This window comes from Microbacterium protaetiae (assembly GCF_004135285.1).
Lineage (GTDB): Bacteria > Actinomycetota > Actinomycetes > Actinomycetales > Microbacteriaceae > Microbacterium > Microbacterium protaetiae.
The window spans coordinates 845,441-860,030 of record NZ_CP035494.1 but is presented as its reverse complement, the minus strand read 5'-3'; the positions used below and the strand labels follow the sequence as shown (position 1 = coordinate 860,030).

General features: G+C 67.0%; 14 protein-coding genes. 12 read left to right on the top strand and 2 right to left on the bottom strand.

The features are described 5' to 3' along the window. Positions 1-351, bottom strand: a complete 351-nt coding sequence (locus ET475_RS03830; protein WP_129386185.1) for a DUF488 domain-containing protein — start codon at positions 349-351, stop codon at positions 1-3. Positions 352-554: 203 nt separating this feature from the next. Between ET475_RS03830 and ET475_RS03825 the strand changes: the two genes are divergently transcribed. The 12 genes from ET475_RS03825 (at position 555) to ET475_RS03770 (ending at position 13,759) form a co-directional block, all read left to right on the top strand. Then, the gene (locus tag ET475_RS03825; RefSeq protein WP_129386182.1) at positions 555-1,316 is read left to right on the top strand and encodes an SDR family NAD(P)-dependent oxidoreductase; all 762 of its coding nucleotides are present in this window, start codon (positions 555-557) and stop codon (positions 1,314-1,316) included. Continuing rightward, a complete protein-coding gene (locus tag ET475_RS03820; protein WP_129386180.1) occupies positions 1,313-2,071 on the top strand; it encodes an enoyl-CoA hydratase/isomerase family protein in 759 nt (252 codons plus the stop codon). Before ET475_RS03825 ends, ET475_RS03820 begins: the two co-directional genes overlap by 4 nt. Before the next feature lie 54 nt (positions 2,072-2,125). Further along, entirely contained in the window at positions 2,126-2,965 is an 840-nt protein-coding gene (locus tag ET475_RS03815; RefSeq protein WP_129386177.1) for an SDR family oxidoreductase, read from the top strand. 364 nt (positions 2,966-3,329) lie between these two features. Continuing rightward, positions 3,330-4,778, top strand: a complete 1,449-nt coding sequence (locus ET475_RS03810; RefSeq protein WP_129386175.1) for a histidine-type phosphatase — start codon at positions 3,330-3,332, stop codon at positions 4,776-4,778. Positions 4,779-5,073: 295 nt separating this feature from the next. Beyond that, positions 5,074-6,837: an ABC transporter permease gene (locus tag ET475_RS03805; protein WP_207205399.1), complete on the top strand. Its 1,764-nt coding sequence runs from the start codon at positions 5,074-5,076 to the stop codon at positions 6,835-6,837. Between the two features lie 2 nt (positions 6,838-6,839). Next, positions 6,840-7,964, top strand: a complete 1,125-nt coding sequence (locus ET475_RS03800; RefSeq protein WP_129386171.1) for an ABC transporter ATP-binding protein — start codon at positions 6,840-6,842, stop codon at positions 7,962-7,964. Positions 7,965-7,993: 29 nt separating this feature from the next. Then, a complete protein-coding gene (locus ET475_RS03795; RefSeq protein WP_129386169.1) occupies positions 7,994-9,175 on the top strand; it encodes an ABC transporter substrate-binding protein in 1,182 nt (393 codons plus the stop codon). Beyond that, positions 9,172-10,020 carry an inositol monophosphatase family protein gene (locus tag ET475_RS03790; protein ID WP_207205398.1) on the top strand — a complete coding sequence of 283 codons (849 nt, stop codon included), beginning with the start codon at positions 9,172-9,174 and terminating at the stop codon, positions 10,018-10,020. Before ET475_RS03795 ends, ET475_RS03790 begins: the two co-directional genes overlap by 4 nt. 1 nt (position 10,021) lies before the next feature. Next, on the top strand, positions 10,022-10,819 hold the full coding sequence (locus ET475_RS03785; RefSeq protein ID WP_129386167.1) for an HAD family hydrolase: 798 nt from the start codon (positions 10,022-10,024) through the stop codon (positions 10,817-10,819). A 24-nt stretch (positions 10,820-10,843) separates the two neighbouring features. Next, positions 10,844-11,674 (top strand): HAD family hydrolase, encoded by an 831-nt coding sequence (locus ET475_RS03780; RefSeq protein WP_129386165.1) that lies wholly within the window; start codon positions 10,844-10,846, stop codon positions 11,672-11,674. 26 nt (positions 11,675-11,700) lie between these two features. Then, positions 11,701-12,888, top strand: a complete 1,188-nt coding sequence (locus ET475_RS03775; RefSeq protein ID WP_129386163.1) for an ABC transporter substrate-binding protein — start codon at positions 11,701-11,703, stop codon at positions 12,886-12,888. Positions 12,889-12,949: 61 nt separating this feature from the next. Next, on the top strand, positions 12,950-13,759 hold the full coding sequence (locus ET475_RS03770; protein WP_165310720.1) for an inositol monophosphatase family protein: 810 nt from the start codon (positions 12,950-12,952) through the stop codon (positions 13,757-13,759). 43 nt (positions 13,760-13,802) lie between these two features. On the opposite strand, the gene ET475_RS03765 is transcribed toward ET475_RS03770, so the two are convergent. Then, positions 13,803-14,576, bottom strand: coding sequence for an MgtC/SapB family protein (locus ET475_RS03765; protein ID WP_129386159.1), 774 nt, complete (start codon positions 14,574-14,576; stop codon positions 13,803-13,805). Positions 14,577-14,590 lie beyond the last annotated feature (14 nt).

Below are 14,590 nucleotides of genomic sequence, written 5' to 3'. Positions count from 1 at the left end.
CTAGGCCGGCGCGAGCGCGTCGCGCACGAGCCCGGCGTGGTTGTGCTCGGTGTCGTTCATCGCGTACAGCAGTGTGACCACGTCGCGGCCGGCGATCTCGTCGCGCAGCTTCGCCACCTCGGCCGCATTGCCCCGCAGCTCGGCGCGGTAGGCCTTCACGAACTCGTCGAATGGCATTCCCCCGTGGTGGAAGGCCTTGCGCAATTCTGCGGAGGGTGCGATGTCTTTCGCCCAGAGGTCGATGTCGGCCTTCTCCTTCGACAGCCCGCGTGGCCAGAGCCGGTCGACAAGCACGCGAAAGCCGTCGGATGCGGCGGGCTCGTCGTACACGCGCTTGGTCTGGATCTCCATTCGCCCAGTCAACCACCGGGGAAGGCCGCGGGGCATGCCTGCGCGTCGCTCACCATCTGAACCGCCAGGCGGTTCAGATGGTGAGCGCGGGCTACCCTTGGGTGCATCACGTGTCCGCGCGCGGCGGAGCGCCACCCGCGAAGCGCGAGACGCAGTCTCGCGTATGCTGGCACTGAATACCGAGACTGTTCGAAGGAGAGCACATGCTGATCAGTGGAGCATCCGCGCTCGTCACGGGTGGTGCGAGCGGCTTGGGTCTGGCCACCGCCCGACGCCTGGCGGAGCGCGGGGCGAAGGTCACGATCGTCGACCTGCCCACCTCAGCGGGCGCCGAGATCGCTGCCGAGCTTGAGGGCACCTTCGCGGCCGCCGACGTGACCGACCCACAACAGGTCGCCACCGCCGTGCAGATCGCCGGCGACGCCGCCCCTCTGCGAGTGGTCATCAACTGCGCGGGGATCGCCCCGCCGGCCAAAGTGCTCGACCGCGACGGCAACCCGTCGCCGCTGGCAGGTTTCGCCAAGATCATCCAGGTGAACCTGATCGGCACGTACAACGTGATCTCGCAGGCCGCGGCATCCATCGCCAAAACCGAGCCCACCGAATCGGGTGACCGCGGAGTGATCGTCAGCACCGCCTCGGTCGCCGCGTTCGAGGGCCAGATCGGCCAGCCCGCGTACGCGGCCAGCAAGGGCGGCGTACACGCCATGACACTGCCGATAGCGCGCGAGCTGGCCCGCTATGGCATCCGCGTGTGCACGATAGCCCCGGGCATCATGGAGACCCCGATGCTGGCCGGCCTGCCGCAGGCAGCCCAGGACTCGCTCGGCGAGCAGGTGCCCTACCCGGCGCGGTTGGGCTCACCCGACGAGTACGCGAAACTCGCCCTGTCGATCATCGACAACGGATACCTCAACGGTGAGACGATCCGTCTCGATGGTGCGATTCGGATGGCACCGCGATGAGCGACGCCGTTCTACTGCACGTCGAAGACGGCCTGGCCCGGATCACGCTGAACCGGCCCGAGCGCCTGAACGCCTTCAACGCCGATGCCGCACACGCGTGGGCCGACGTCACCCGGGAGGCGACCAGCCGTGACGACGTGCGGGCGATAGTGGTGGATGCCGCGGGCCGCGCGTTCTGCGCGGGCGGCGACGTGCACGACATGGCCGAGAACGTCGACGGGGGACATGCGCTGACGGAGCTGGCCGAGGTGATCAACATCGGCATCCGCGCGCTCACTGAGTCGGCCGTCCCTGTGGTGGCTGCAGCCCAGGGCACGACCGCCGGCGGTGGGCTGGGCATTCTGATGTCCAGCGACTATGCCATCGTCGGCGAGGACTCGAAGATCGGCAGCCTGTACGCGAACATCGGGCTGACCCCCGACCTGTCGGTGAGTGCCCAGCTCGCCCGTGCCGTGGGTGAGCGACGTGCGCTGCAGCTGGTGCTGCAGGACCGCTTGCTCTCGGCCGACGAAGCGCTCGCGTGGGGCATCGTGGCCGAGGTCGTCGCGCCCGACGCGGTCGGTGAGCGCGCCGACGAGGTGGCGCGATTCTGGCTGGCGGGGGCCTCTCGCGCCTACGGCAACGCGAAGCGGCTGATCCGCTCGCAGCCGAGCCGCACCTTCGCCGAGCAGCTGAGCGAAGAGGCCCGCTCGATCGGCGCCTCGTTCGACACCCCCGAGGCGCAGGCGCGCATCCGCGCGTTCACGAAGCGCTGACACCGCCGCAGCCGGCCGGGCTGCGGCATCCGTCCCTCGAACGAAAGGCAGCACATGACCGACACGTCCCTGGCCGGCAAGACGATTCTGATGTCGGGCGGCAGCCGCGGAATCGGTCTGGCCATCGCCCTGCGCGCTGCGCGCGACGGCGCCAACATCGCGCTGCTGGCCAAGACCGACACGCCCCATCCGAAGCTGGAGGGCACCGTGCACACGGCGGCCGACCAGATCAGGGATGCCGGCGGCCGCGCCCTGCCGATCGTCGGCGATGTGCGCAACGACGACGACGTCTCCAGCGCCGTGCTGAAGACCCAGGGCGAGTTCGGCGGGATCGACATCATCGTCAACAACGCGAGCGTGATCGACCTGTCGGGTTCGCTCGAGCTGTCGGCGAAGAAGTACGACCTCATGCAGGACGTCAATGTGCGCGGCACCTTCATGCTTTCGCGGGCGGCGCTGCCGATGCTCGCCGAGTCGACCAACCCGCACATCCTGTCGCTGTCGCCGCCGCTGAACATCACGCCGCGCTGGCTGGGTGCACACACCGGATACACGCTTGCGAAGTACGGCATGTCGATGGTGACGCTGGGCCTGGCCGCCGAGTTCGCCGAGAAGGGGATCGCCGCGAACACGTTGTGGCCGCGCACGACGATAGCGACCGCGGCCGTGCAGTATTCGCTGGGTGGTGACCGGATGATGCGCGCCAGCCGCACCCCCGAGATCTATGCCGACGCCGCCTACGAGGTGATCACGCAGCCCTCGCGCGAGCTGACCGGGCAGAGCCTGATCGTCGAGGACGTGCTGGCCGCCGCCGGCGTCACCGACCTGTCGGGCTATGCGGCCGTGCCCGGCACCCCCGACGCGCAGCTCTTCCCCGACATCTTCCTCGACTGACCCGCGCCCCCCGCTCCGCGCGCCCCGACTTCTCGCCGAGTTGTCCTCGGGTTGCCCGAGTTGTCCAGGTGTTGCACGAGTTGTCCAGTTGTTGCCCGAGTTGTCCTCGGGTTGTACGAGTTGTCCCCTCCGGGCGCGCCGGCCCGCGGCATCCCACCCGCCGGCAGCGATGCGCGAGATCTCCTCGTCTCATGTACACGCGCGCGGCGGTCGAAATCACGGCGGGCCCTTGACAGCAATTGCTTAGACATTCTATTGTCCTGACAAACACCAGGAGGCTGTCGCCGCCGTCGAGGCGGACCCCCTGTCGCGCGCGTCCGGCGACGCCTCACCCCAAGCCTTCGGGCGAAGAGGAGGAAATCGGATGTCTCATCGATTGCGTCGACGTGGACGCGTCGGAACCGCGGCCCTGGCCGTGGGCACGCTCGCGGCCGCCCTGTTCTTGCAGGGCGGTCCGGCGTTTGCACACGGCAACGGACATGGCAACGGGCACGGCAACGGGCACGGCCAGCAGAACGAGCAGGTGCGCACCACCGGCAACCTGTACGGCACGAAGGCGGTGTACGAGCCGTTCCAAGATGCCCGCACCTACGAGAAGGCGCCCGGCAGCTACCACCCGGTGCTCATCGAACACGTGAGTCGGCACGGCGCCCGGGCCCTGTCGAGCAAGAAGTACGACGACCTGCTCTGGCAGCTCTGGCAGATCGCCGACGCGGATGGCGGCCTGACTGAGCTCGGTGAGCAGCTGGGCGCCGATCTGCAAGAGATCATCGCCGTGCACGACGATCTCGGTTACGGCATCCTCAGCACCCTCGGTGCCCAGGAGCAGGCGCAGATCGCCGAACGCGCAGTCGCCCGGATGAGGTCGCTGTTCACGACAGCGGTCGCACACGATACCCCGATCAGCATCGTGTCGTCGGGCGTGGATCGTGCCGTGGACAGCGCCGACAGCTTCGTCGACGGCCTCGAAGAGGCCTACCCGGCGCTGGCCGAGGTCATCACCCCGCAGACCTACGACAAGGATCTGCTCTACTTCCACGACAGCGACCCCGCCTACCTCGCGTATGAGGACTCCGACCAGCTGGCCGAGGTGAACGACGAGCTCGAGCAGGTGCCCGCGATCGCCACGACGGCGCGCGACGTGGTGAACCGTCTGTTCACGCCCGAGTTCGTCGCCCGGATCGACGCGGGCGAGTTCGACCTCGTCGACCATGGCAAGGGCAAGACGCACCTGCAGACGGTCGTCGACGTGGCCTCGGACATCTATGAGCTGTACGTGATCGCGCCCGGCATGGCGCTGGACGCCGACGTGGACATGACGCCGTATCTGACCGACGAGGATGCCGCGACCTTCGCGTATCTCTCCGACGCGAAGGATTTCTACGAGAAGGGACCGGCGTTTGCCGGTTCGGATGTCACGTATGAGATGTCGCACGTTCTGGTCGATGCGTTCCTCGACTCGGTCGAGGCCGCCGCGAACGGCGAGGAGGCCTACGCCGCCGAGTTCCGGTTCGCGCACGCTGAGGAGATCATCCCCCTGGCCGCGCTGTTGAAACTGCCCGGAAGCACCGTGTCGCAGCCGGCAGGCGACCTGTTCGACTATGCCGGCAACCCCTGGCGTGGGGCGCAGGTCGCGCCGATGGCGGCGAACCTGCAGTGGGACGTCTACCAGGGTCCGCATCACCGCACCATCGTGAAGATGCTCTACAACGAGCAGGAGACGGCGTTCGGCGGCACCTGCCGGCCGATCCATCCGAACAGCTTCTTCTACAGCGCCGACGAATTGACGCGCTGCCTCGCCGACGTACGGTAGAGGAAGGTCGAGATGGGGTGTCCGAGCAGACTCGGGCACCCCATCCCTGTGACCACACTTTGTCTGCACAAAGTCCTGGACAATGCACGCGGTTGTGTTATTGTAAGGACATAAGGACATGTAGTACCCGATACGACATGTCGGTGCCCGCGCATCGATGACTGAATGATGAAGGACGACGGCGTCTGCGATGAGTCAAACCCTGACCGCTCCGACACACGACCACACCGCCCCCGGTGCCACCCCACCGCCCCCGAACGGGCGAGGCCCGCGATCGCGGCGCTGGATCTACCGGATGAAGATCGCGTTCCGCGAGCCCACCACGATCATCGGGATCGCGGCGCTGGCCCTCTTCCTCTATCTGATCGTCGTCCCGATCGTGACGATGCTCTCCGACGCGGTGCGGGTGCAGTACGGCGACGAAAGCCGCGCCGGCAGTGGCTTCGGATCGCTCACCGCCTACTACCTGCATCGCGTGTTCGCCTCACCGGTGGCCGCCGACCTTTTCTGGCGGCCGCTCGGACACACGCTGGGCATCGCCTTGACCGCCATCGTGCTGGCGCTGGTCATCGGCGGTGTGCTGGCCTGGCTGCTCAGCCGCACGAACATCTGGGGACGCAAGTGGTTCATGACCGCGCTCATCGTCCCCTACATGCTTCCGGCGTGGACCTTCGCTCTTGCCTGGACGAACCTGTTCAAGAACCGCAAGGTCGGCGGCCAGGCGGGCTGGCTCGAGACCCTCGGGATAGAGCCCCCGGACTGGATGTCGTATGGCTTTGTGCCGATCTCGCTCGTGCTCGCACTGCACTACTCGCCGTTCGTGATCCTGCTGTTCGGCAATGCCCTGCGCCGCTTCGACTCGCAGCTGGAGGACTCGGCCCGCATCCTCGGGGCCGGCAAGATCCATGTCGCCCGACGGGTCATCATCCCGCTGATGCTGCCCTCGCTCACCTCGGCGGTGATCCTGATGTTCGCGAAGTGCCTGGGCGAGTTCGGCGTCGCGTACGTGCTCGGGATGCCGGTGCGATACGACGTGCTCGCGACATCCCTGTACCGCAACATCTCCTCCCGACAGACCGGTGTGGCCGCCGTCATCGCCGGCGCGATCATCCTGATCGGGATCATCTCGCTGGTCGTGGATGCCTGGATGGTCCGCGAGGGGCGCAAGTTCGTCACGATCGGCTCGAAGGGGTCGATGGACCGCACCACGCAGCTGGGCCGCTGGCGTCTGCCGATGACGCTCGTTCCGGTGGCGGTCTTCGCCTTCAGCGTCGTGCTGCCGCTGATGACTCTCTTCTTGACCACGATCATGAAGATCCCCGGCAAGTTCACCTGGGGCAACTTCACCCTCGACTTCTGGATCGGACACGATCTGCCGACCGTGGCGATGTCGCGTGGCGTACTGCTGACCGGTGATTTCTGGATGGCGGCGTGGAACAGCCTCTGGATGGTGGGAGTGGCTTCGGTCACAGCAGGCATCCTGGGCATGCTCGTCGGATACGTCGTGGTTCGCACTCCCGTGCGCCCGGTGGGATGGATGCTGCGCAATGTCACGTTCCTGCCCTACTTGGTACCCGGCATCGCGTTCGCCGTCGCCTACCTTTCGCTGTTCGCAGTGCAGCGCGGCCCGGTCCCCGCTCTCTACGGAACCTGGGCGATCCTCGTGCTCGCCTTCATCGCCGAGCAGATGCCGTACGCCTCGCGCGCCGGGATATCGGCGATGATGCAGCTGGGCAAGGACCCGGAGGAGGCCGCGCAGGTGGCCGGGGCCGGCTGGTGGACGCGCATGCGCCGGGTGGTGATCCCGATTCAGAAGAGCTCGTTCTCCAGCGGCATCCTGCTGCCGTTCATCTCGGGCGTGAAGGGCCTGAGCCTCGTGGTCATCCTCGCCGTGCCTGGCACGAATGTGCTGACCACCTACTCCGTGCAGCTCGTCGACTACGGCTACGACCAGGCGGCCAACGCCGTGGTGCTGATGGTGGCTGCACTCGCATTCTTCGGAACGGTCCTGGGACAAAAGCTCGCGGGGAGCAACCTCGCAGATGGGATGGGCAAGTAGACATGCCGACGATCAACCTCGAGCGCGTTGAGAAGAACTACGGCGGCGGTGGCGCCAGCGCGGTGCGCGACCTGAACCTCGAGATCGGCGACGCCGAATTCATGTGCCTGCTGGGGCCCTCCGGATGCGGAAAGACCACCACGCTGCGCATGATCGCGGGACTTGAGCACCTCACCGGCGGCAAGATCGTCGTCGGCGAGCGAGCAGTGGATGCCGTCGACGACGGCGTCTTCGTGCCGCCGGAGAAGCGCGGTATGGGCCTGGTGTTCCAGAGCTACGCGCTGTGGCCGCACCTGAGCATCCGCGACAACGTGGAGTTCGGCCTGCGTCTGCGCAAGGTCGACAAGAAGAGCCGCACCGAGCGGGCCGACACCGTCATGAAGGCCCTCGGGATCGAGCGGTACACGGATCGGTACCCGTCGCAGCTCTCCGGAGGTCAGCAGCAGCGGGTCGCCCTCGCGCGCATGCTGGCGGTCAGCCCCGATGTGCTGCTGCTCGATGAGCCGCTGTCGAACCTCGACGCCCGTCTGCGCCTGGAGATGCGCGCCGAGCTGAAGCGGCTGCACGGTGAGTTCGACACCACCATCGTCTTCGTCACCCACGATCAGTGGGAGGCCATGACCCTGGCCACCAAGATCGCGGTGATGAGCGAGGGTCTGCTGCAGCAGGTCGGCACGCCCGACGAGATCTACAACCGTCCGGCCAACCGGTTCGTGGCCGAGTTCGTCGGCAACTCGCCGATAAACATCGTCGAGCTGGCCAACGATGCCGCCGGCGGGCTGGGCGTGGCAGCCATCGGCTACGCGAGCACCCGTCTGGGCAAGCTGAAGGATCTCGGGTCCATCGGCATCCGTCCCGAGGCCGTGCATCTTGTCTCCGAGGATGCGCCGGCACCCGACGGCGCGTTCCATTGTCCCGCCGAGGTCACCGGCATCCTTCCCACCGGCGGCAGCTGGATCGTCGAGCTGACTGCTGCCGACCAGAAGCTGTTCATGATCACCAGCGAGCCGCCGGCGGTCGCCATCGGCGACCGCGCGCGAGCGTGGGTCAAGCCCGCCGACCTGCACGTGTTCGACACCGAGGGCGTGCGCTCGGCAGACGCCGACGCGCTCCTGGCCACCGTCTGATTTCACCCGCACCCGAGCAAGGAGAGAAGATGAACGACAAGACGTCCCGTGCGACGCGGACGAAGCTGTTCGCCGTCGCCGGCCTCGCTGCAACCGGCCTGCTGATGGCGGCGTGTGCGCCGTCGTCGGCGCCGGCCGGCGCGGCAGCCGATCCTGCCACCCTGGGCATCTCTGACGAGGACTACTCGCTGGATGCCCTGATCGCCGCCGCGAAGAAGGAAGGGTCGCTGACCGTCTACGACTCCACCGGCAAGATCACCGACATCGCCGAGGCGTTCACCGCGAAGTACGGCATCAAGGCCACCGGAGTGAAGATGAAGGCCGGTGAGCAACTCGACGTGGTCTCGCGCGAGGCGCAGTCCAAGAACGTGCGCGGCGATGTGTACCTGAACACCGACGTCTCGGCCATCGAGGCCGAACTGGTGCCGCAGGGATACGTGGTCAGCTGGTTCCCGCCCGATCTGAAAGACCAGGTGCCCGCGCAGTACCAGTCACCGGCGGTGATCACTCAGGAGGCCAATGTCTGGGCGTACAACAGGGAACTCGCCGACTCGTGCCCGGTGGACAACATCTGGGACCTGACCGATGCGTCCTGGAAGGGGCATCTCTCGTTCCAGGATCCGCTCCTGAAGAGCGACTACATGTACTGGTTCAACCAGTGGGCCACCCACGCCGACGACAAGGTCGCACAGGCGTACGAAGACAAGTTCGGTGAGCCGCTGAACACCGACGAAGACAGCGCCACCGCCGAGTGGGTCAAGCGCCTCGCCGCCAACGAGCCGCTCGTGACCAAATCCGACGACGACGCCGCCACGACCGCGGGCGCGCCCGGCCAGAATGAGCAGTTCCTCGCCTTCATCAGCACCGCGAAGTTCCGCGACAACGAAGACGCCGGCCTCAAGCTCGGGCTGTGCGAAGGCATCGAGCCGTTCTCGGGCCGCGCGTATCAGAAGGCCGCCGTGATCGCGTCGGGAACGAAGAGCCCGAATGCAGCCAAGCTGTTCGTCCACTACGTGTTCACCGCGGAGGGGATCGCGCCCCAGACCGCGGACGGCAAGTTCTCGACGAATTCGACGGTGCCGGCCGCCGCCGACGAACCCAGCGGGGTCGGCGAGATCTGGGATCAGATCTACCAGTTCGACGCATCGACGGCCAAGGACGACTACGAGGCGTTGCCCGACTGGCAGGACTTCTGGCAGGTGAACTCGTGAACACCGTGCTCGAAGACACTCTCGTCGCCGAATCGGTCGCGCTGCGCGGCACGGCCGTCGCCGCTGCCCGTGGTGTCGCCGATCAGCTGCGCCGGGCGTTCCGCACCCAGATGCAGGTGGACTTCAAACGCGACATGCACGACATCGTCACGGTGCACGACAAGGCCGCCGAGAAGTCGATCGTCGCACGCATCCTTGATGAGGTGCCGGACTCGGTCATCATCGGCGAAGAGGGCGGTACGCGCGGGGAAGGCCGGGTCACCTGGTACATCGACCCCATCGACGGCACCTCGAACTTCGCCCGCGGCATCGCCCTGTGGTGCGTGTCGATAGCGGCGGCCATCGACACCCGAGTGGTCGCCGGCGTCGTCTACGACCCGGTCGCCGACAATCTCTTCTCGGCGGATCTGACCGGGGCCTGGCGCAACGACCAGCCGCTGCATGCGGTCGCGTCGCCGGTGGAGGCCGGAGCGACCATAGTCTCGAGCTTTCCGGCTGCCATCGACGTGAAGATGTTCGGCGATGACGCGCTGCAGGCCCATCGCTTGCTGCTGGAGAACTTCCAAGCCGTGCGCAACCTGGGCAGCGGGGCACTGAACCTGGCCCACGTGGCCGCGGGCTGGGCCGACGCCACGATGGGGTTCGCCACCAGTCCGTGGGACGTCGCCGCCGGCATCCTGATCCTGCATCAGGCAGGCGGGCGGTATCGCGGATACGTGCAGGGTGACCCGTACACGCCCCTGCAGCATGCCGAGGACTACTTCGCGGTCGGCCGCGACGCCCAGTACCCGACGCTCGAGTCGGTGATCGAGACTCTCTCGCGCACCCGGCGGAGTGTGGACTGACATGGCCACCGCAGTTCTGACCACACCCCAGGGACTGCTTCTGGATTTCGGTGGTGTCATCGTGCAGTCCGAGCGCGCGACCGGTTGGCAACAGGACCTCGGCGCCGAGGTGCACGGGCTGCTCGTCCAGCGACTGGGCGCGCAGCTGGCACCGGGTCGTCGACGCATCGTGGGTGACATCACCGCCGGCACCGCGGGAGCGGGAAAGTGGCGGGATGCCATGTCCCGGCCGTTTGCGCCGTCGGAACTGGGATGGGAGTCGTTCTGGGGCGATTTCGTGGCTGCGGACTGGCCCGCCGGCGCCCGTGAGGTGGTCGTGCGAAACGCCCAGGAGCTCTGCCGACGACTGACCGAAGTCAAGTCGCACCGCGTCACGCGCCCGGGCATCCCAGAGCTTCTGACGACCGCCCGCCACCGCGGCATCCCAGTCGCCATCGTCAGCAACGCCCTGAGCGGCCAGGTGCATCGGGACTTCCTCGCCGACAACGGGTTGACCGGCTACGTCGATGCGCAGATCTACAGCGACGAGGTCGGCATCCGTAAGCCCAACCCGCGCATGATCGAGCTCGGTGCACAGGCCATCGGCGTACCCGTCGCCGCGTGCTGGTACGTGGGCGACAACTTCGATCGCGACACCGTCTGCGGACGCCGCGCCGGCGTCGGCGCGAACATCATCGTCGAAGCGCGCAGCACGTATGAGCTGCCCTACGACCTCGCCGAGCATCCCGACGCCGTCGTTGCCGACGGCCATGCCCTACACGCCCTCTTCGAAGACTCCCTGAGCCGCAGCGGCTCGTAGCAACACCGACCCAGAGAGAGAACCATGCCCCGCACTCCCGATTATTCCGAGCAGCTGTGCCTGCCTCGTGCGCTCCTGCTCGACTTCGGCGGCGTCGTCGTCGAGACCGAGAACAACGCCGATTGGCAACGCGTGTTCGCGCGGCAGCTCGTCGCCGCCATGCACGCCGACGGCATCGACCTGCTCGACGTCGCCGACGTGGAACGCGACCTGCGTGCCGGCGCCAAGGCCGACTCGCGGTGGAAAGACGCCATGTCACGTCCATTCGCCCCCGCCGAGCTGCGCTACGACCAGTTCTGGGGCGACTTCGTGGCGGCCGACTGGCCTGAACCGGCACTGCGCTGGGTGTTCGACCGCGCCCGCGAGCTGTGCCGGCAGATGGGCGAGCTCAAGCAGACTCGCCGCACCCGCGTGGGCATGACCGAGCTGCTCGACGCGGCCGACGCCGCGGGCGTGCCGGTGGGCATCGTCAGCAACACTCTCATGGGAGTCGTGCACCGCGATTACCTCGACGCGCACCGCTTGACCGACCGGTTCGCCGCCCAGATCTACAGCGACGAGGTGGGAGTGCGCAAACCCAACCCGCGCATGATCGAGCTCGGCGCCGACGCCGTCGGCGTGCCGGTGACCGAGTGCTGGTACGTCGGCGACAATTTCGATCGCGACGCCCTGTGCGGCGCCCGCGCGGGTGTGGGCGGCAACATCATCATGGAGGCCCGCGACACCTACGAGCAGCCGTACGATCTGGCCGTTCGCCCGCACGCTATCGTCGCCGATCCCGTCGAACTGCGGGACCTCTTTCTCGACGCCGTCGGTGACGACGTCTCCACTCATGCCCAGTCAACCCCCGTGTAGCACCCTCACAGACAAGGAAGTCCCTGATGAAACGCACCACGACGCGGCGGACGATCGTCCCCGCTCTCAGCATGGCCGCGGCGCTCCTGCTCGGTCTCTCGCTCGCCGGCTGTGCGCCCTCGTCAGCCCCGCAGGGCGAGGCCGACGGCGACGTCGAGCTCGGCATCCCCGACGAGGGCTTCAGCCTCGACGCGTTGATCGCCGCGGCGAAAGAGGAGAAGGGCATCACCGTCTACGACTCGACCGGCAAGATCGTCGACATGGCCGAGGCCTTCGCGAAGAAGTACGGCGTGAAGGCGACCGGCGTCAAGGTCGAGGCCGACGCTCAGGCCGACATGGTCATTCGCGAAGGCGAATCGGGCAACGTGCAGGGCGATGTGATCCTGCTCAGCGATGCGGCCGAAGCGATGGGCGAACTGATCCCACGCGGCTATGTCACCAGCTGGATGCCGCCGGACAAGACCGATGTGGTGCCCGAGAACATGCAGGACCCGCTCGTGATCAACTTCAGTGCGAACGTCTGGGCCTACAACACCGAGGTCTACAAGAGCTGCCCCGTCACCAACATGTGGGCGCTGACCACCGACGACTGGAAGGGCAAGGTGTCACTGCAGGACCCACTGCTCAAGCCGCAGGACACCGACTTCTGGAATCAGCTGGCCACGCACGCCGATGACAAGGTCGCCGCCGCTTACAAGGACTACTTCGGCGAAGACCTGAAGACCGACGAAGACAGCGCGACGGCCGAATGGGTCAAGCGGCTCGCGCAGAACGGTCCACTGCTGAACAAGAGTTCCGACAACATCGCCGAGTCCATCGGTGCGCCGGGTCAGGACGAGCCGTTCTTCGGCGACATCGCGACCTCGAAGTTCCGCGAGAACGAAGACAGTGGCTACAAGCTCGGGCTGTGCGAGAGCATGTCGCCGTGGCCGGGACGGATGTATCCGAAGGTCGCGCTGATCGCCAGCAAGACGAAGAGCCCGAACACGGCGAAGCTGTTCGTGGACTACCTGCTCACCGAAGAGGGGATCGAGCCGCAGACCTCTGACGGCAAGCCCCCCGTGCTCAAGGGCGTCGACCTGCCCGACGATGAGCCCAGCGGCGTCTCGGCGGTGCTCGACAAGCTCTATGTCACCGACACCTCCACCGCTGACAAGGATCTCGACTCGCGTCAGTACTGGCAGGACCTCTGGCAGGTCAACTACAAGAACTGACACCGATACGCACTGCGGGACCGCCTTCCGGCGGCCCCGCAGTCATGAGAGAGGACAGCACATGACCGATTCCACACAGTCCCGTCTGTTCAAGGATGCCGCCGCCGTCGCCGCCCGCGCGCAACGCGATCCCCTGCGCCGGGCGTTTCGCAGCGAGATGGAGCTCGGGTTCAAGCGCGACGCGCGCGATATCGTCACCGTGCACGACAAGGCGACCGAACGCGCGCTTGTGGCGGCGCTGACCGCGGCCGTGCCCGACTCGGCGTTTCTGGGCGAGGAGGGCGGTGCCATCGGCGAGGGCCGGGTGCGCTGGTACATCGACCCCATCGACGGCACGAGCAACTTCGCAGCCGGGATAGCGTTCTGGTGCGTCTCCATCGCTGCCGAGGTCGAGGGCAGCATCGTTGCCGGCGTCGTCTACGACCCGGTCGCCGACATTCTGTTCTCTGCCGACCTGGACGGCGCCTACCTCGACGATCGTCCGCTGCGGTCGCGGGGCGCGCAAACCGAAGACGAGGCCACGCTGATCACCGGGTACCCCAATGCGCGCGACCTCGATGCGCACGGCGATGCAGCTCTCGAGCGCTTCGGCGCCCTCGTCGCGGCCTACCGTGCGCTGCGGCGCCCGGGCAGTGCCGCCATGAGCATCTGCCACGTGGCAGCCGGCTGGGTGGATGTCGCGGCCGGTTTCGCCGTGAACCCGTGGGATGTCTCGGCCGCCGGATTCATCCTCACGCAGGCCGGTGGCGTGTATCGGGGGATGGGTGGAGAGCCCGGCGCCCCGGTGTATCACCGGCCCGGCTATGTCGCCACCGTCGCCGGCCTGGATTGCCCGACCCTGGACGCGGTCGCGGAAGCCATCACGGCATGAGCGCTCTCACGTGCGGGCGAGGCATCCCTCGCCCGCACGGTCGTCAATACTCGTCTTCGTTGTCGTCGTCGTTGACCCACCAGCGTGCCTTCTTCACCTTGGGGTCGAGCGTCATGCGCGACACAGCCCGCTCCAGCGGAGCGGCGTCTTCCAATGCCGACTGCAGCGAGGCCTGCAGCGACACCGTGCTGCTGTTCTTCTTGTGCGAGGCGGACACCGCCAGAAGCTTGTATTCCGGGCGATTGAGCGTCTGCAGCAGCAGCGCGCGCACGCGCGGTTCCGACTTCTCACTCGTGACCACCTCGAACACGTACTCGGTCTCGTCGGGAGTGGCCGCCAGCGCTCGCCGGCTCTTCCGGTTCACCGACTTTCCTAGCCAGCGCAGCAGGATGTTCGCCGCGATGATCACTATCGTTCCGATCGCCGCCACGAAATACATGCCCATGCCGGCCAGGCACCCCAGCGCTGCCGAGCACCAGAGCGTTGCCGCGGTGTTCAGCCCCCGGATGTTCAGCCCCTCGCGCAGGATCACACCGGCGCCCAGGAACCCGATGCCCGACACGACCTGGGCGGCCACGCGGGTCGGGTCAGCGCTGCTGCCGTCGGCGAAAGCGTATGCCCCCATCACGACGAACAGGCCCGCACCTGTGGAGACGAGAGCGTTCGTGCGCAACCCGGCGAGCCCGGCCCGCCATTGGCGCTCCAACCCCACGGCCGACCCCACGATCAGGGCGAAGATCACCCGAAAGGCCAACTCGACGCTGTTGGGCTCAGCACTGAGTGACAACAAGCTGGAAAGGTCCGCATGTAGTGACATATATTTCCTCCGCC